Below are 17,850 nucleotides of genomic sequence, written 5' to 3' on the forward strand. Positions count from 1 at the left end.
AAACACGTTAAAAAATCACCGCACTTTTATGTGTTGGCATATCCTTTTGATGCTTGAATTTACGGAATCCACCCCAATATTAGGCGAAATCAACGGAATTTAGATAAGAGAGTACATGATGAGAGCAAAAAAATCAGAATTACAAACCATACCGGTATTGCCATTGCGCGATGTCGTCGTGTTTCCTTTTATGGTCATGCCGTTATTTGTAGGCAGACCAAGATCCATTAGCAGCCTTGATGATGCCATGAATAATGGCAAACAGCTGTTATTGGTTTCGCAAAAACAGGCAGAATTAGAAGAACCGTCCATTGACGATTTATATGATGTCGGCACCATTGCCAATATTATCCAGTTGCTCAAACTTCCTGATGGCACCGTGAAAGTGTTAGTGGAAGGACAACAGCGCGCCAAAATTCATCAAATTGAAGATTCCGGTGAACATTTTCAAGCACAGGTAGAGCCGCTTAATAGCACGCTTGGTAATAAAAAAGAATTACAAGTTGTTCACAAAGCAGCCTTAGATGAATTCCAAAACTATGTGAATTTGAATAAGAAAGTACAGCCGGATATCCTTTCCGCACTTCAACAAATTGAAAATTTGGAACAAGTTAGTGACACCTTAGCCTCCCATTTACCGGTTTCCGTTGCCCAAAAACAAACCGTACTAGAAATGACCAATGTAGTGGAACGTTTTGAGTATTTGCTGGGTTTAATGCAGTCCGAAGCGGATCTATTACAGGTGGAAAAACGCATTCGTAGTCGCGTGAAAAAACAAATGGAAAAAAGTCAGCGCGATTATTACTTAAACGAACAAATTAAAGCCATTCAAAAAGAACTTGGCGAAGAAGAAAATGCGATAAGTGAAATTGAACAGCTTCGTCAAAAAATTGAAGAGGCAAGAATGCCTTTGGAAGCACGTGAAAAAGCCGAAGCTGAATTGCAAAAACTGAAAATGATGTCGCCAATGTCGGCTGAAGCCACTGTTGTGCGCAGTTATATTGACTGGATGATTCAAGTGCCTTGGCATAAACGCACCAAAGTGAAAAAAGATCTCGCTAAAGCACAAGAAATTTTAGATGCCGATCACTATGGTTTGGAGCGCGTGAAAGAGCGTATTTTGGAATACCTTGCCGTGCAAACCCGTTTAAATCAATTAAAAGGGCCAATTCTTTGCTTGGTAGGCCCTCCTGGTGTCGGTAAAACCTCTTTAGGACAATCTATTGCCAATGCAACAGGGCGTAAATATGTGCGTATGGCATTAGGCGGCGTGCGTGATGAAGCAGAAATTCGTGGTCACCGTAAAACCTATATTGGTTCCTTGCCAGGCAAATTGATTCAAAAAATGGCAAAAGTCGGTGTAAAAAACCCACTCTTTTTGTTAGATGAAATCGACAAAATGTCTTCTGATATGCGTGGCGATCCAGCTTCTGCTTTATTAGAGGTATTGGATCCGGAACAAAACGCCCATTTCAACGATCATTATTTGGAAGTGGACTACGATTTATCCGATGTCATGTTTGTGGCGACCTCAAACTCCATGCACATTCCAACGCCATTATTAGATCGTATGGAAGTGATTCGTTTATCCGGTTATACAGAAGATGAAAAACTGAATATCGCCACTCGCCATTTGATCAACAAACAAATGGAACGCAACGGGTTAAAAGCTGGTGAATTAACCATTGATGACAGTGCGATCGTGGATATTATCCGCTATTACACTCGCGAAGCCGGTGTGCGTAATTTAGAACGTGAAATTTCAAAAATATGCCGTAAAGCCGTAAAAACGTTACTGTTAGATAAGAAATTAAAATCCATCAAAGTGACGGCGAAAAATCTACACGATTACCTTGGCGTGAAACGCTTTGAATTTGGTCGTGCAGATACGCAAAATCGTGTTGGCGAAGTCACCGGTTTGGCATGGACGGAAGTCGGCGGCGATTTACTGACGATTGAAACCGCCTCAGTGCTAGGGAAAGGTAAACTCAGTTACACAGGCTCCTTGGGCGATGTAATGAAAGAATCCATTCAAGCGGCAATGACTGTCGTACGCGCCCGTGCAGATAAATTAGGCATTAATCCGGAATTCCACGAAAAACGCGATATTCATATTCACGTTCCGGACGGTGCGACACCAAAAGACGGTCCGAGCGCAGGGATTGCCATGTGCACCGCATTGGTATCCTGCTTAACCGGTAATCCGGTGAAATCGGAAGTGGCGATGACCGGTGAAATCAGCCTACGTGGCAAAGTATTACCAATTGGCGGTTTAAAAGAAAAATTATTGGCAGCCCACCGTGGCGGCATTAAAACAGTGATTATTCCAAAAGACAATGTGAAAGATTTGGAAGATATTCCGGAAAACGCCAAACGTGATTTGAACATTCATGCGGTAGAAACCATCGATGAAGTGTTAACCATTGCGTTGGAAAACCCACCAAGCAGTGTTGAGTTCGTAAAGCTTGAACCGATTTCTGCGGTGAAAAGCAGTCGTCGTAAGAAAAGTATTTCTCCAAGTGCGGTCAATTAATTAAACGTTTTTAAAAAGCCAAATTATCATCGAATAATTTGGCTTTTTTTATTTTGCTAGTGCGTGTAAAGGCGCTTTAGATTATAATCGTGCAAACTTTTGCTTTATTTTTATAGGATACGTTTCATGGTAATGGAAAAACTACACGGAGCCTCAACTAACTGGGCCTCCAAGTTTCTTTTTGGTTTTATTACTGTCACATTTGTTATCAGCTCGATGGCAGGTTATCTTTATACCCGAGTGGATAACTCAGCAGCAAAAGTGAACGGAGAAGAAATTTCACAACAAGCGTTTCAAAATCAATACAATATTGCATCACGTAATTTAACGCCTCAAGAAATCGATTCACCGGCACAAGTGGCCAATCTTAAACGTCAAGTACTTGCCTCTTTAATTGATCAAGAACTACTACGCCAATACGCTAACGAACTTAAATTAGGTGTTAGCGATGCACGTATTAAACAAGAAATCGTCACCACGCCAACTTTCCAAAATAATGGCAAATTTGACAATACGCTATATCAACAAACACTACAAAATAATGGGATTTCTGCTGAAACCTATGCCGGTTATGTTCGCGAAGCATTACGCCTAGAACAATTACAAAGCGGTTTAGGCACTACTACCTTTAGCGTCCCTGCTCAACAAGAAAAATTAGCAAAACTTTTCTTCCAAAGCCGTCAAATTCGTTTAGCAAATTTACCTTTAGCCAATGAAATTGCCAAACAAGAAGTTAGCGATGAAGAAATTCAAGCTTACTACGATGCACACAAAGCTGAGTTTACCATTCCGGAAACTGTAAAAGTACAATACCTCGACTTATCCGGCGCGGCGATGGAGAACAATATCAACATTACTGATGTAGAAATTGCACAATATTATCAAGATAATAAACCCCAATTCACAACCCAAGGACAACAACGCTTAGCCCATATTCAAGTAAAAACAGAACAGCAAGCACAAGAGCTATACCAACAGCTACAAAATGGAGCAAATTTTGCAGATTTGGCAAAAAATCACTCGATTGATCCAACCAGTGCAGAGCGCGGTGGGGATTTAAGCTGGGTAAGTGCGGGTGAATTTCCAAAAGTTTTTGAAGATGCTGCAAATGCCTTAGCTGTTGGTCAATATAGCCAACCGGTAAATCTTGACAATCACTACCATATTATTTTGGTGGAAGAACGCAAAGAGCCACAGTTACAACCATTAGAAAGCGTAAAAGCGCAGATCGCGGCACAAATCCGTCAAAACTTAGTCAATACACAATTTTATTCCGTTGAAAAACGTGTTGCAGAAAAAGCATTTGAAGATCCTTCTTCATTGAATGCGGCTGCAGAAGTAGGCGGTGTCAAAGTACAAGAAACGGCATATTTTTCTCGTGATGATATTCCTGCTGAACTGAATTATCCTAATGTCGTTTCTGCGGTTTTCGATTCTGATCTTTCCCAAGGCGGTAGCAACTCTGAACCGATGAACGTGGGTGAACAACATTCTGTCGTCGTTCGTGTGCTTGATCATAAACCTCAAAGCATCAAAACATTAGATGAAGCCAAAGCTGACATTACCGCACATTTAAAACATCAAAAAGCAGAAGCAGTCGTATTAGCTCAAGCAGAACAAATTGTCCAAAATTTATCTGAAGGCAAGTCTGTTGAAGGCGTAAAATTTGGTGCAGAACAAACTTGGGTCTTTGCCGAAAATAAAGATCCTGTGTTAAACAATACGGTATTTTCCATGGCGAAGCCGGAAGAAGGTAAAACTACCTATAAAGCCGCTAGCAATGCAAATGGTGATGTCGTTATCATTGCATTAGATAAAGTGGTTGATGGCAAATTAACCGAACAAGAGCAAAAGCAATTTGCCGTGCAAATTGAGCAACTCTCTCAAGTGAGCTTACAAAACAGTTTATTAAATGCACTACGCACTAAAGCGAAAATTGAGATAAACGACTCATTTATTAACCAAGAGCAATAATCAAGCGTAATGCCTATGATGTCATAGGCATTATTTTTGAGCTAAATTTGAGAAGCAACAGGCTTTGATATATTATTCCGCGATTTATTTTTCGCAGCGAACCGTCTAATATTAAGGAGATAAAAATGAAATTAGTTGAAGTCAAACACCCTTTAGTGAAACACAAATTGGGTTTAATGCGCGCAGCAGAAATTAACACGAAAAAATTCCGTGAATTGGCAACAGAAGTCGGAAGTCTATTAACTTATGAAGCGACATCCGATTTAGAAACGGAAAAAGTCATTATTGACGGTTGGTGCGGTCCGGTTGAGATTGACCAAATCAAAGGTAAAAAAGTCACTGTTGTACCGATTCTACGTGCAGGCCTTGGCATGATGGACGGTGTGTTAGAGCACGTTCCAAGTGCGCGTATCAGCGTTGTCGGTATGTACCGTAATGAAGAAACCCTTGAGCCGGTGCCTTATTTCCAAAAATTAGCCAGCGATTTAGATGAACGTTTAGCTATCGTTGTTGACCCGATGCTAGCAACCGGTGGTTCCATGATTGCAACCATCGATTTGCTCAAACAAAAAGGGTGCAAACACATTAAAGTTTTAGTATTAGTTGCCGCACCAGAAGGTCTTGCTGCATTAGAAAAAGCGCATCCGGACATTGAATTATACACCGCGGCAATTGATGATCACTTAAACGAAAACGGTTATATCATTCCGGGTTTAGGTGATGCAGGAGATAAAATTTTCGGTACGAAATAATCCTGAAACCGGAAATTTTATTAACACGTTAGGCGGATTTTTATCCGCCTCTTTTGCGGTCAAAAGAAATGAAAATGTTTCGAAAAATGACCGCACTTTTTAAGTTAATTCAGACAGAGAGTTGAAACTTACATGGCACATACAACACAAGCTGCAATCACGGAGCAACAGAGCTCCATTAAACAAGCATTTGTGGGTTTACAAATGCTATTCGTTGCCTTTGGTGCATTGGTTTTAGTACCGTTAATTACCGGATTAGATGCCAATACAGCCTTGCTCACCGCTGGTATCGGTACTTTATTATTCCAACTTTGTACCGGCAAACAAGTGCCGATTTTCTTGGCCTCTTCTTTTGCCTTTATTGCCCCGATTCAATATGGTGTCGCCACTTGGGGTATTCCTGCCACAATGGGCGGTTTAGCCTGTGCAGGCTTGGTTTATTTAGCGCTGAGTACATTAGTCAAATTACGTGGTGCTGCAGCATTAGAACGCATTTTCCCTCCAGTAGTCGTGGGTCCGGTCATTATTATCATCGGTATGGGCTTAGCGCCGGTCGCTGTCGATATGGCACTCGGTAAAAATAGCGCTTACCAATACAATGATGCTGTTTTAGTGTCTATGGTAACCCTCATCACAACCTTGTGCGTGGCGGTCTTCTCCAAAGGGCTAATGAAACTTATCCCAATTATGTTCGGTATCACCGTCGGTTATGTTCTATGCCTTTTCATGGGGCTCATTAATTTCCAACCGGTTTTAGAGGCGCCTTGGTTTAGTCTGCCAAACATCACCACACCTGAATTTAAATTGGAAGCCATTTTATATTTACTGCCAATTGCCATTGCGCCCGCCGTGGAACACGTAGGCGGCATTATGGCGATTAGTTCCGTCACCGGCAAAGACTTCATCAAAAAACCGGGCTTACATCGTACTTTGTTGGGTGATGGTATCGCAACGAGCGCAGCATCATTATTAGGCGGTCCACCAAATACAACCTATGCAGAAGTCACCGGTGCAGTCATGCTCACCCGTAATTTCAATCCAAATATCATGACTTGGGCGGCGGTCTGGGCAATTGCCATTTCCTTCTGTGGAAAAGTCGGTGCCTTTTTATCTACCATCCCAACCATCGTGATGGGCGGTATCATGATGTTGGTGTTTGGTTCCATTGCCGTTGTGGGCATGAGCACCTTGATCCGCGCCAAAGTCGATGTCACCGAGGCACGTAACCTTTGCATCATTGCGGTGGTCATGACATTTGGTATCGGTAACATGTTCGTTGACGTCGGTGGTGTGTCCTTAAAAGGAATCAGCCTTTGTGCCGTGGTTGCCATCATTTTGAACTTGGTATTACCTAAAGCGAAAAACGAAGCCGCATAAAAGGCATATGTAACAGTCATTAGCGGAAAGGAAAAATATCCGCTAATGACTTTCTAATTTTAAAAATTTCGTTTATTCTTACCAGACTTTATTTCAGCATTTTCGGTATTTGATTTGAGCGAGCCATATTTCCAACTTCCTCTCCCTATTCATCAATTTGATAATGACACCCTGGAAAATTTCTACGCGGAAAACAATCAGCTTCTGCTCAGCTCTCTACAAAAAAACTTTTCCCATCTCAGCCAACCTTTTTTCTATCTTTGGGGTCAGCGTGGTTACGGGAAAAGCCATCTATTAAAAGCTATTTGTCATCATTACTTAACGCATCAACGACCTGCGCTATACGTGCCTTTGAATAAAGCACAATATTTCTCTCCGGCAGTACTGGAAAATCTAGAGCAACAAGAATTAGTGTGTTTGGATGATTTACAAGAAGTGATTGGCAATCCGGATTGGGAAGTGGCTATTTTCGATTTAATTAATCGAATCCGAGAAACCGGAAAAACGCTTTTAGTGATCAGCGCGGATCAATCTCCGACCAATTTATCAGCCCATTTACCGGATTTGGCGTCTCGTCTTACATGGGGCGAAGTGTATCAATTAATGCCGGTAAATGATCAACAAAAGATAGCGGTCTTACAACTGGCGGCACATCAACGCGGCATTGAATTACCTGACGAAACGGCTAATTTTCTCTTCAAACGTTTAGAACGGGATATGAAAACCTTATTTAATGCGTTAGAAAAACTCGATCAAGCTTCATTACAGGCGCAACGTAAACTAACGATTCCCTTCGTTAAAGAAATTTTATCTTTATAATTGCTGTTATAACCATCTACGCGTACGCTGGCAATAGTCTGTAAACTCAGCCCCAAATAAACGCTTGAGTCCCTCTTCTTCCGGTTTAATTTGGAATTTGGTGACATACCAAATAAATAACCCTACACCAAACAACGCCGACAGTGAACCGAGATAAACCATCCAAGCCAATAAAATAAAAACAAGGCTGAGATACATCGGATTTCTGCTCAAACGATAAATACCACCGGTGACTAATTGAGAAGCCGTTTCAAGTTGAAAGGGATTCAAGGTTGTTTTCGTCAATAAAAACTGCAAAACACTGGCTGCTCCAATGACGCAACCCATTCCGCCGAATACAATCACCAACCACAAAGAAGAGGGAAATTGCAAAACAGGCGGAAGGAATTTCATCAACAATGCACAAAAAACAAAAATTAATGGCGGTGGAACGGGGATGTGACATTTATTCAATGACATAGGCATACCTTATTCAGGACAAAAGAAAGGCTTGGGAAAACCAAGCCTCAAAAACTATAAATTATTTAACCGCACTTGAATGAGTTGTTGCTCTAACGGCGTAGCATTCTGTTGAGCTTGCTGATAAGCGCTTTTCGCTGCGTCCTTATCACCTTTCGCCAACTGAATATCGCCGACCAACATATTCTTAGCGCCATTCCAAGCTTGATCTTTCACTAACTTCAAACTTTCCAACGCAGGATCAAATTGCCCAAGTTGGAATTGCACCGCAGCCAAACGTAATGCACTGACAGAAGATAAAACATCATCCGTTGATTGTGCTACTGCCTGTTTTAACGCGTCTTCAGCCTGTGCAAAATCTTGATTCTCTACCGCAATCTTTGCTTTATCTAACAACGCTAACACCGCATAGCCGGTTTTCTCATTATTTTTGATAAATTGAGAAAACTGCTCTTCTTGTGCTTTCGGATCTTTTGCATAGTTAAACAACACTTGCTCATACTCGGCAGAGGCATTGTGGATTTTCTGTAACTGATGAGATTGCCAGTAGTTCCAACCGAATACGCCACCAAATGCAATGACAAAACAAACAATAATAAACTTATAGTTTTCTTGCCACCACGCTTTAATAGCACTGAGTTCTTGTTCTTCTTCAATGGTATACGCCATGTTTTTTCCTTATTTGAATGTGTTTTGAATGTGATTAATGATGTCGCCTAATGCCACAACCGCTTGTTCACTATGTTGCAACAAGTTTTTTACCACCACTTGTTGGTTTTTCACTTCATCTTCGCCGATGACCAAGGCTAACTTCGCTCCACTTTTATCGGCTCGTTTAAATTGTTTTTTGAAATTCCCACCACTGCAGTGTAAAAGCGTACGTAAGTGCGGTAATTCTGAACGAAGTTTTTCCGCCAAATTAAAGGCTGCTACGGTAGTGCCTTCGCCTTGATAAACGATGTAAATATCCACCGCACTTGGCAAGGTAATCTGTGTATTCACTTCCTGTACCAACAGGACTAAACGCTCCAAGCCCATAGCAAAGCCAACACCACTTGTGGCATGACCGCCTAGCTGTTCAACCAACCCATCGTAACGACCACCACCGCAGACGGTACCTTGCGCGCCTAAAGCGGATGTCACCCATTCAAATACGGTTTTGTTGTAATAATCCAAGCCGCGCACTAATTTTTGATTGATTTCGTATTGAATCCCTAAATTATCAAGCAAGGCGCATAATTGCGCAAAATGTTCGCGGGAATCATCGTCAAGATAATCGTGTAATTTCGGTGCATCATTTAGCACTTCTTGAACACGTTGATCTTTACTGTCCAAAATCCGTAACGGATTGGTGGTTAAACGACGTTTGCTGTCTTCATCTAAAATATCGATGTGATTTTGTAAAAAATCGACTAAGGCTTGACGATAATTTTTACGCGCCTCTAATGAACCGATGGAGTTAAGTTGAAGCGTAACATGGTCAAAAATGCCTAAATCCTTCCATAAACGGGCGGTTAAGGCGATAAGCTCCGCATCAATTTCCGGATTAGGAATCCCGAAAATCTCCACGCCCACTTGATGGAACTGACGATAACGACCTTTTTGCGGACGTTCATAACGGAACATCGGCCCCATATACCATAAACGTTGTTCTTGGTTGTACAACAAACCGTGCTCGATACCGGCGCGAACACAACCTGCCGTGCCTTCCGGACGCAAAGTCAAACTTTCTTCATCACGGTCATCAAACGTAAACATTTCTTTTTCCACCACATCGGTGACTTCACCGATAGCGCGGGCGAATAACGGTGTGCTTTCCACAATTGGCATACGGATTTCCGCGTAACCATACGCACTTAAAACAGACCGCACTTTATTCTCAACCCATTGCCATAGGGGAGTTTCTGTTGGTAAGCAATCGTTCATTCCACGAATTGCCTGAATAGTTTTTGCCACAATAACTTCCTGTGTTTATTAAAAATTAAAGAATACGATTTTTAGGATCTTGCTGCGCAACACGAGCGCGGATTTTTGCTTCTAATTGATTAATCAAATCATCGTTATCAAAACGTTCTTTCTGGCGCTCACCGTCAAGATAATAGCCGCTTTTCTTATTGCCGCCGGTGACACCTAAATCAGACACCAACGCCTCTCCCGGACCATTGACGACACAGCCGATAATTGACACATCCATCGGCGTAATAATATCTTCCAAACGTTGTTCCAGCGCATTTACCGTGCCAATCACATCAAATTCCTGACGAGAACAGGTTGGGCAAGCAATAAAGTTAATGCCACGAGAACGAATACGCAGTGATTTTAAAATATCAAAGCCCACTTTGATTTCTTCTACAGGATCCGCAGCTAAAGACACCCGCAACGTGTCACCGATCCCTTCAGCCAATAACATACCTAATCCGATGGCAGATTTCACTGCACCGGCACGCGCACCACCGGCTTCAGTAATACCTAAATGCAAGGGCTGTTTAATCGCCTTGGCAAGTAAACGATAGGATTCCACCGCCAAATACACATCGGAGGCTTTAACACTCACTTTAAATTGATCGAAGTTCAAACGATCTAAAATTTCAACATGGCGCAATGCCGATTCCAACAAGGCTTGTGGCGTCGGTTCACCGTATTTTTCCTGAATGTCTTTTTCCAGTGAACCGGCATTCACCCCAATACGAATTGGGATATTTTTATCTTTAGCGCAATCCACCACGGCGCGAATACGATCTTCACGTCCGATATTACCCGGATTGATACGCAAACAGTCCACACCATATTCGGCGACTTTCAACGCAATGCGGTAATCAAAATGAATATCAGCGACTAATGGCACGCTCACTTGCTGTTTAATTAATTTGAAGGCTTCCGCCGCTTCCATGGTTGGCACGGACACCCGTACAATATCGGCACCTACGCGCTCTAACGATTTGATTTGCGCGACCGTGGCCTCAACATCGGTAGTTCTTGTGTTGGTCATAGACTGTACCGCAATCGGTGCATCACCACCGATAGGTACATTCCCCACATAAATTTTCGTGGATTCTCTACGCTGAATTTTTGGCTTTTCTAACATTGTTCGCCCATTATTGAGGTAATTTAAATTTTGCGACACGCCCGTCAAGTGTTAATGGGAAAGCTTCGCCTCTATAAATAATTTTGACATTCCCCGGCGCACCGATAATTAAAGAATAAGGCTCTTCTTCGTTAAAACTTAACACATCGCCTTGCTTATATTCTTTTTGTGCTAACACCTTACGATTTTTGTCTTTTACACTAATCCAGCAATTACCGATCACTTCAATGTATAAATTATCATTTGTCGCGACCGCAGAAACATTTGGATTTTCCACCGCACTTTCAGTTACAGAAGATGTTGTAGTTGTAGCGGCGGTTTCCATTGGTGAACTTTCAGGCATGGCTGCCGTTTGCTCTGCACCGTTGATTTTGGTCATTTCCGATTGCAACACATTTGCCGGTGTGACTTCTGTTTCAACAACTACTGGTGTCGCAACCACATTCTCTTGCGGCTTAACTTCAACAGTAGCCTCAGTCGATACTGGTTCAACAAGATGATTTTCTGCCTGACTAATCGGCTGTGTCACCACAGACACATTATCAACATTGGTTACTGTCGCTGGCGTTTCTGTTGAGAATTGGGTATAAGAATTCACTAAATTATCACGCTCTGCATTGGATTGCTGATGGCTTTCCCACCACCACATGCCTGTCATGCCAAGCACCACAAGCACAACTAAGGTGGTCAAATAACCTACCCAACGATTATGAGAGGAATATTGATTAACAGAGCTGGTCGCACGAGCATTTTTACCTAAGTCATTTTGTTGCTCGTCACCAAAATCAATCACATTCAGCCATTCGCTGTCTGCAATCTTGAGAAATTTTGCATAGCTACGCACATAGCCACGTACAAAAGTTGCAGGCGTTGAGCCATGAATAAATCGATTATTTTCAATATCTTGCAGAATTGAAGGACGTAATGAAATGGCTTGAGAAACGGCTTCCAATGAAAGATTTAAAGCTTCTCTTGCCAAACGAAATTTATCACCAATGGTGATTTCTTGTGCACTATGTTGTGATTCTTGAGTTGTTTTAGATGTATTCATAGGAATGGTATTTTTAGCTAAAAATTAAGTGCTAAAGTTTAAGGTGGTAAGGCAGGTTTTGCAACAGTTATATGGCGTTATTGTTATCTGACATGGAAATTGTCACACTGTACAAAATCAATTTTAAATGGCATTTTCACCTATTTTCGGAGAACAAAAGCAATCACAAAATAATTGGCTAAAAACACTGGCAAAAATGACCGCACTTTGATCGACTATTGTGCCCGCAAAGCTAATTTTTTTGCTCTTTCCGGATCCATTTTTTCAAGCATTAACAGATTTTCCTGATAAACCGTTAAATCCTTTGCTGATAAAGCACAGAGTGCAAGATTTTCGTAAGTATCAGTCTGCCGATAATAATTAGGCGCCTTTAATGCTTTATGGAATTGCTCATAGGCGGCAGAATATTTACCTTGCAAACAAAGAAAGGTACCGAAATTATTGAAAACATCACCTTGCTTTTTGTCTAACTTAATAGCAGTCAAATAGGCTTTCTCTGCTTGAATCACATCGCCCTGTTGCTGATAAAAATAAGCGCGCACCGCATGCACTAAATAGTCATCGGGCGCATAAGAAAGCGCGCGATCTAAATTTGCCTTGGCTTGATTGTAATCTCGTTGCTGCAAATAGCCCAGCGCTAATTCAACACGAGCTTTTGCCGCCTGTTGTTTATCAAAATCAGATGATACCTGTTGGGAAACACAGGCAGAAAACAGAAAGGGGAAAATAAACGGTATGATTCGAGTAAAGAACGAGAAATGAACCATTTATTTTCCTCCGAGTTTGAATGGTTACTGAACTTGAACGGCAATCGCCTCGCCAAAACGTTTTTTCTGTGCAGTACGTTTAGTCCGGTCAATGACATCGCCGGCTAATTGTCCGCAGGCAGCATCAATGTCGTCGCCACGGGTTTTGCGCACAATCACGGTTAAACCGTATTCCATCAAGGTTTTTTGGAATCGGTCAATACGCGTATTAGAACTTTTCGCATAAGGTGCTTCCGGGAACGGATTCCATGGAATCAAATTGATTTTACATGGCGTATTTTTTAACACTTCTGCTAATTGATGCGCGTGTTCCACATGATCATTCACATGATCCAACATGACATATTCGATGGTCACTTTGCCATGGTTGGCGTTGGAAACGCTTAAATAGCGATTCACCGAATCAATCAAGGTTTTGATATTGTATTTTTTGTTTAGTGGCACGATTTCATCACGCAATTCATCGTTTGGTGCGTGCAAGGAAATCGCTAATGCCACATCAATCATTTTGCTTAAATTATCGAGCGCCGGTACCACACCTGAAGTGGATAATGTCACACGGCGTTTGGATAGTCCGTAGGCAAAATCGTCCAACATAATTTCCATCGCCGGCACCACATTCGCCACATTCAATAGCGGTTCGCCCATGCCCATCATTACCACATTGGTAATCGGGCGCACGCCTGTCACACCAAAATTGCCGATGATTTTCGATGCGCGCCATACTTGCCCAATAATTTCCGACACCGTTAAATTACGGTTAAAACCTTGTTGCGCGGTAGAACAAAAAGTACAAGCCAATGCGCAACCAACCTGTGAAGAAACGCATAACGTGGCGCGATCCGCTTCCGGAATGTACACGGTTTCTACTTGCTGATCGCCGACCTGCATCGCCCATTTAATGGTGCCGTCAGCAGAACGCTGTTCCACCGCCACTTCCGGGGCTTTAATTTCTGCCACGGACTTTAATTTTTCCCGTAATTTTTTGTTTAAATTGGTCATATTGTCGAAATTGTCTTCACCAAAATGGTAAATCCATTTCACCAACTGATCGGCGCGGAACGGTTTTTCACCTAATTCGGCAAAAAATTCACGCATCTGCGCACGGGTTAAATTCATTAAATTGACTTTTTTTGCCGGTTCGGCAACAGCTTGCGCTGATACTGTTTGTTCTGACATGGAGCCTCGTTATTACACATTACGGCGGATACCGAAATTTCTTGGTTACATTTTAAACAATAGAAAAAATAAGGGTGCGATTGTACTGATTTCGGTTTCATTAATCTAGCGATTTTGTATGCACCGCACAAACGTTCAGAAAAATGACCGCACTTTTTTGTGAAGCAGATCGAGAAACGAGAAAAAAGAAGGTGTTTTTTTATGGGAAATAAGCCGAAACGAAGCAATAAACGGAGCGGTTAGTTTTCTTCATTTTCCACCCCAATCCAATTTAATTGGGTTTTACATTTGCGACAGAAATACACCGCACTTTCACGCTGAATTTTATTATGACGGCGGACGCTGAGCTTATGAGTTTGACAAGCACAGTGATATGTAAAGGTTTTTCCCTGCACGGAAGATAAATCAAATTGGTGGTAGGTTTCTGCGGGCAAATGGAATATCTCTTGCATCACAAATTGCCATTCTTTGCCATGAGGTTGCACATGGCCATAATGCTGATAAACCACAATATGGGCCAACTCATGCAATACCACTTGCTGAATAAATTCTTCCGAATTTTCCAACAATAAAGTGCGGTTAAAATTGATGGTATTTCGTTGCAAATAGGCAACACCTGCCTTGACACCTTTTAATTCATAATGAATTTGCGGAGGTATAAAAACTTGTTTGAAATATTCTTCCGTCACCTGTAAACCATATTGAATACGGCGGAGAATTTGCATTTTTACAATACGAAAATGATTTTCAGTTTGCATAACAAATAAATTGAGTTTAAAGGTTGTTGCATTTTTTAAATATAATAAAAAAATTAAAAATTAAAAATTAATTTATTCTTTTGATTTCAATTAATTATACATCAACATTCCATATGCATTAAATTGATTTTCCTGCTACAATTAGCATAATTTTTATACCAACAAAATGTTCTTTTCTATTTCTATATAACATAACAGGAGGAAACACATTATGTTACTTAATACCAAGGAAAAATTCAGAAAGACATTTCTGAGCACATTGATTGTCTCTTCTTTATCAATTCCTACACTGGCCGTTGCTGCTGATATCACGTTGGCTCCTATTGATAAAACCCAAGAAACGGGAGAGCCTGTAGGATATGAACCGACAGATAAAAACACGGTTATTACCAACGATGTTAAGATTGATATCACAGCAGATAAGAACAAACATGACAAAACTCGTCCTAAAGGCATTATTGTCCGTGGTGATAGAACATTAGATATTCAAGGTAAAACCAATGTTGATGTCACCTTTGTCAATGAAAACTGGCTTGATTTAGCCTCAGCTGATACCAATGCAGCTTATGGCATTGCAGTCGGTTATGATTGGCGTGGTGGTGCACCAACCGATACAGCAAAATTGACTTTACATGATGATGCTGAAATCAACGTTGATAACGGGCCAGGTACTAGACCTTTATTTGGTCACCAATTATCCGGAGTAAGAGTTTTCCAAAAAAATGGGGCTGTTCCAATTTTTAATTCCAAGAAAAAACTCACCATCAATGTGGAAGATAAAACAACCGCCAAAAATGGCAGTTATTTAGTCGGCATTTACATTAATGGTAATGGTGCAGAAGCCAATTTAAAAGATTCAGAGATTACAATCAAAGCTAATGGTACTTCTTCCGCCGCTATAAAAATCGGCAAACCTGGTGATAATATACCTGCCGATTATAAAGGTGCTGTAGTCAACTCTACCGGAAAAATGGTGCTTGATACGACAGCAACGAAAGATTCTGCAGCCGTTCGTCTCTTTGGCACAAAATCCCGCTTAATTGCTGATTCAGACACAAGTAGTGGTGAAATTAAATCAGGCAGCTCGGCTATCGTATTTGACACAATGGATGTCCTCCTACGTGGAGAAAAATATAGAGAACAAGAAGTTCGTTTAAATAATACTAAAATCAAAACGGTTTCAGATGACGCTTCCCTCATTGTTGCACAAGAAAATTTAGACGATGCAAAAGACGGTGATGCTAAATTCCTCCTCAAGGGTAAAGAAAGTGAAGCGAAAGCTGCTAAAAATGGTTGGTTAGTAGAAGCAAAAGCCGGTCAATTGAGAACATCTAACCTCAGTGTTGCTATCGATAATCAAGCAAAAGTTATTGGTTTAATGCATCAAGGTTCTAATGCCAACGAGAACTCTAAATTAGATGTTAAATTAGACAATCAAGCTACTTGGGAACTGGCCCAAAAAGAAGATGAAGCTGAACAACGTTCTACCATTAATGCGTTAACGCTAAATAATGGTAGTGTATTGGATGCTTCTAAACACATCCCTACAGGCTCTGCCGGAACAGATTATAAAGTCAAACTGGTTAAACAAGACGGTTCTGACGGCACATTAACCAATAATAATAGTGAAATCACACTTGCCAATGGTTCTTACGGAGACAAATTCACTGTGGAAGGCAACTACACAGCGAATAACGGCGTTCTAAAAGTGAATACTCAGTGGAATACCAATGATCCGAATAACGGCAAATCTGACTTGTTAGAAGTCACCGGCAATGTAGAAGGTGTAACAAAAGTTGTGAGCCTAAAAGCAAATGGTGCGGAAAACTTAGTTGACGGTTCTATTGGCTCTATCGCTTCAGATTTAGGCAAAAACAGTACCGCAGTTATTCGTGTCCAAGGCTCAAGCAATTTACATAACTTTACCGGTATGACAAGAACCACCGGTGCAGGTGAACTACAATTAGCTTCTAAACGAGTCGGTAACGCAACCGAATATTTCTGGACAGTGACTTCAACAAATGGTGACGCAATTTATGTACCTTCCGTACCGGGCTACACACTTGCGCCAAAATTGAACTTAGAAGTGGGCTATGAAACAGTCGGCACATTACACCAACGTCGCGGTGAAAATCAGGCGCTTTCTTGGGAAAAATCTCAAGCAAACAACCAAACTTGGGGACGTATTATCGGTAAACACCTTGCTTTGGATGGTAAAGAGCGTTTGAACCTAACGGCTAACCTTTCCGGTTTCCAATTCGGTCACGACTTTGATGTTACTTCTACTGAAAACGGCGGAAAACGTTTAACCGGTATTTATGCGGGTTACACGCACGCAAATTCAAAATTCTATGACGAATATCGTGCTGAAAATGGTGTTGTCCTTAATGACAAATACACCGGCAAAGCGAAAACCGAAAACTTCCATGCCGGCGTAACACATACGCGTTATGCTGAAAATGGCAGCTACTTAGACTTAGTGGGTCAACTTTCTTGGGTGAAAAATAAATATTACGCTCTTGATTCACAAGCTAAAAACCACGGTTTCGGCGTTGCATTATCAAGCGAAGTTGGTCATCCATTTGCTTTAGGTAAAGAAAAAATGAATAACGGTGACAGCTGGATCATTGAACCGCAAGCACAGTTAATCTATCAATACCTAGGATTAAGCCGCTTCAACGATGATCTACGTTCTGTACACCAAGACAAACAACACGGTTTACGTGGTCGCGTAGGTGCACGTCTTGCTTACAACGATCTAACCGCTCGTGAAAAAGTCAGAACCCTTTATTTCACTGCAAACTTATGGCATGACTTCAGAAATACTGCCGGTAGCAACATTGGTGCAGATAATATCAATGAAAAATTTGCGAAAACTTGGGGGGAATTTGGTGTAGGTACTCAACTTGCAACTAGTGCTAACTCACATATTTATGCAGATGTTCGCTACGAACACTCTTTAAGTGGCGCAAAACGTCAAGGCTATAAAGGCTCTGTCGGCATTAAATATTCTTGGTAATCCAAGTGTGAATTAACGTAAGTTACTCTTAATTTAAAGCGGATAAATGACAATAACATTTATCCGCTTTTTATTTC

14 protein-coding genes are annotated in these 17,850 nt (G+C 41.3%); 6 read left to right on the forward strand and 8 right to left on the reverse strand.

The window, feature by feature from the left end:
• The first annotated feature begins 115 nt into the window (after positions 1 to 115).
• The 5 genes from lon to hda all read left to right on the forward strand — a co-directional run bounded on the left by lon (position 116) and on the right by hda (position 7,455).
• Entirely contained in the window at positions 116 to 2,533 is a 2,418-nt protein-coding gene (lon, locus tag J5A60_RS07330; protein ID WP_212509940.1) for an endopeptidase La, read from the forward strand.
• Positions 2,534 to 2,659: 126 nt separating this feature from the next.
• Entirely contained in the window at positions 2,660 to 4,507 is a 1,848-nt protein-coding gene (gene ppiD / locus J5A60_RS07335) for a peptidylprolyl isomerase (RefSeq protein WP_212509941.1), read from the forward strand.
• A 125-nt stretch (positions 4,508 to 4,632) separates the two neighbouring features.
• Positions 4,633 to 5,259 (forward strand): uracil phosphoribosyltransferase, encoded by a 627-nt coding sequence (upp, locus tag J5A60_RS07340; RefSeq protein WP_006719274.1) that lies wholly within the window; start codon positions 4,633 to 4,635, stop codon positions 5,257 to 5,259.
• Positions 5,260 to 5,391: 132 nt separating this feature from the next.
• On the forward strand, positions 5,392 to 6,636 hold the full coding sequence (locus tag J5A60_RS07345) for an NCS2 family protein (protein WP_212509942.1): 1,245 nt from the start codon (positions 5,392 to 5,394) through the stop codon (positions 6,634 to 6,636).
• A gap of 114 nt (positions 6,637 to 6,750) precedes the next feature.
• A complete protein-coding gene (gene hda, locus J5A60_RS07350) occupies positions 6,751 to 7,455 on the forward strand; it encodes a DnaA inactivator Hda (protein WP_212509943.1) in 705 nt (234 codons plus the stop codon).
• Positions 7,456 to 7,461: 6 nt separating this feature from the next.
• Here the strand turns inward: hda and J5A60_RS07355 are convergent, their stop codons facing one another.
• The 8 genes from J5A60_RS07355 to J5A60_RS07390 all read right to left on the reverse strand — a co-directional run bounded on the left by J5A60_RS07355 (position 7,462) and on the right by J5A60_RS07390 (position 14,754).
• Positions 7,462 to 7,914 (reverse strand): isoprenylcysteine carboxylmethyltransferase family protein, encoded by a 453-nt coding sequence (locus tag J5A60_RS07355; RefSeq protein WP_212509944.1) that lies wholly within the window; start codon positions 7,912 to 7,914, stop codon positions 7,462 to 7,464.
• 54 nt (positions 7,915 to 7,968) lie between these two features.
• Positions 7,969 to 8,583, reverse strand: a complete 615-nt coding sequence (locus J5A60_RS07360; RefSeq protein WP_048749277.1) for a YfgM family protein — start codon at positions 8,581 to 8,583, stop codon at positions 7,969 to 7,971.
• Between the two features lie 9 nt (positions 8,584 to 8,592).
• Positions 8,593 to 9,870 (reverse strand): histidine--tRNA ligase, encoded by a 1,278-nt coding sequence (gene hisS / locus J5A60_RS07365; protein ID WP_006719281.1) that lies wholly within the window; start codon positions 9,868 to 9,870, stop codon positions 8,593 to 8,595.
• A 25-nt stretch (positions 9,871 to 9,895) separates the two neighbouring features.
• A complete protein-coding gene (ispG, locus tag J5A60_RS07370; RefSeq protein ID WP_021615982.1) occupies positions 9,896 to 10,999 on the reverse strand; it encodes a flavodoxin-dependent (E)-4-hydroxy-3-methylbut-2-enyl-diphosphate synthase in 1,104 nt (367 codons plus the stop codon).
• A gap of 10 nt (positions 11,000 to 11,009) precedes the next feature.
• Entirely contained in the window at positions 11,010 to 12,050 is a 1,041-nt protein-coding gene (locus J5A60_RS07375) for a RodZ family helix-turn-helix domain-containing protein (protein ID WP_109104055.1), read from the reverse strand.
• Positions 12,051 to 12,265: 215 nt separating this feature from the next.
• Complete coding sequence (pilW, locus tag J5A60_RS07380) at positions 12,266 to 12,817, reverse strand: type IV pilus biogenesis/stability protein PilW (RefSeq protein WP_212509945.1); 552 nt, start codon at positions 12,815 to 12,817, stop codon at positions 12,266 to 12,268.
• 24 nt (positions 12,818 to 12,841) lie between these two features.
• Positions 12,842 to 13,996, reverse strand: coding sequence for a bifunctional tRNA (adenosine(37)-C2)-methyltransferase TrmG/ribosomal RNA large subunit methyltransferase RlmN (locus tag J5A60_RS07385; protein WP_006719285.1), 1,155 nt, complete (start codon positions 13,994 to 13,996; stop codon positions 12,842 to 12,844).
• Positions 13,997 to 14,235: 239 nt separating this feature from the next.
• Complete coding sequence (locus J5A60_RS07390) at positions 14,236 to 14,754, reverse strand: SprT family zinc-dependent metalloprotease (protein WP_109104057.1); 519 nt, start codon at positions 14,752 to 14,754, stop codon at positions 14,236 to 14,238.
• A gap of 211 nt (positions 14,755 to 14,965) precedes the next feature.
• Here J5A60_RS07390 and J5A60_RS07395 point away from each other — a divergent pair, with 211 nt between their 5' ends.
• Positions 14,966 to 17,773, forward strand: coding sequence for an autotransporter outer membrane beta-barrel domain-containing protein (locus tag J5A60_RS07395; RefSeq protein ID WP_109104058.1), 2,808 nt, complete (start codon positions 14,966 to 14,968; stop codon positions 17,771 to 17,773).
• Positions 17,774 to 17,850: the final 77 nt, after the last annotated feature.

Source organism: Aggregatibacter sp. oral taxon 513, from assembly GCF_018128305.1.
Classification (GTDB): domain Bacteria; phylum Pseudomonadota; class Gammaproteobacteria; order Enterobacterales; family Pasteurellaceae; genus Aggregatibacter; species Aggregatibacter segnis_A.

Bases quoted from the DNA above. Each gene is read 5' to 3' on its own strand.
- upp (WP_006719274.1), top strand. From the start codon at position 4,633: ATGAAATTAGTTGAAGTCAAACACCCTTTAGTGAAACACAAATTGGGT.
- J5A60_RS07345 (WP_212509942.1), top strand. From the start codon at position 5,392: ATGGCACATACAACACAAGCTGCAATCACGGAGCAACAGAGCTCCATT.
- J5A60_RS07390 (WP_109104057.1), bottom strand. From the start codon at position 14,754: ATGCAAACTGAAAATCATTTTCGTATTGTAAAAATGCAAATTCTCCGC.
- J5A60_RS07360 (WP_048749277.1), bottom strand. From the start codon at position 8,583: ATGGCGTATACCATTGAAGAAGAACAAGAACTCAGTGCTATTAAAGCG.
- ispG (WP_021615982.1), bottom strand. From the start codon at position 10,999: ATGTTAGAAAAGCCAAAAATTCAGCGTAGAGAATCCACGAAAATTTAT.
- pilW (WP_212509945.1), bottom strand. From the start codon at position 12,817: ATGGTTCATTTCTCGTTCTTTACTCGAATCATACCGTTTATTTTCCCC.
- J5A60_RS07395 (WP_109104058.1), top strand. From the start codon at position 14,966: ATGTTACTTAATACCAAGGAAAAATTCAGAAAGACATTTCTGAGCACA.
- lon (WP_212509940.1), top strand. From the start codon at position 116: ATGATGAGAGCAAAAAAATCAGAATTACAAACCATACCGGTATTGCCA.
- ppiD (WP_212509941.1), top strand. From the start codon at position 2,660: ATGGTAATGGAAAAACTACACGGAGCCTCAACTAACTGGGCCTCCAAG.
- J5A60_RS07375 (WP_109104055.1), bottom strand. From the start codon at position 12,050: ATGAATACATCTAAAACAACTCAAGAATCACAACATAGTGCACAAGAA.
- J5A60_RS07385 (WP_006719285.1), bottom strand. From the start codon at position 13,996: ATGTCAGAACAAACAGTATCAGCGCAAGCTGTTGCCGAACCGGCAAAA.
- J5A60_RS07355 (WP_212509944.1), bottom strand. From the start codon at position 7,914: ATGTCATTGAATAAATGTCACATCCCCGTTCCACCGCCATTAATTTTT.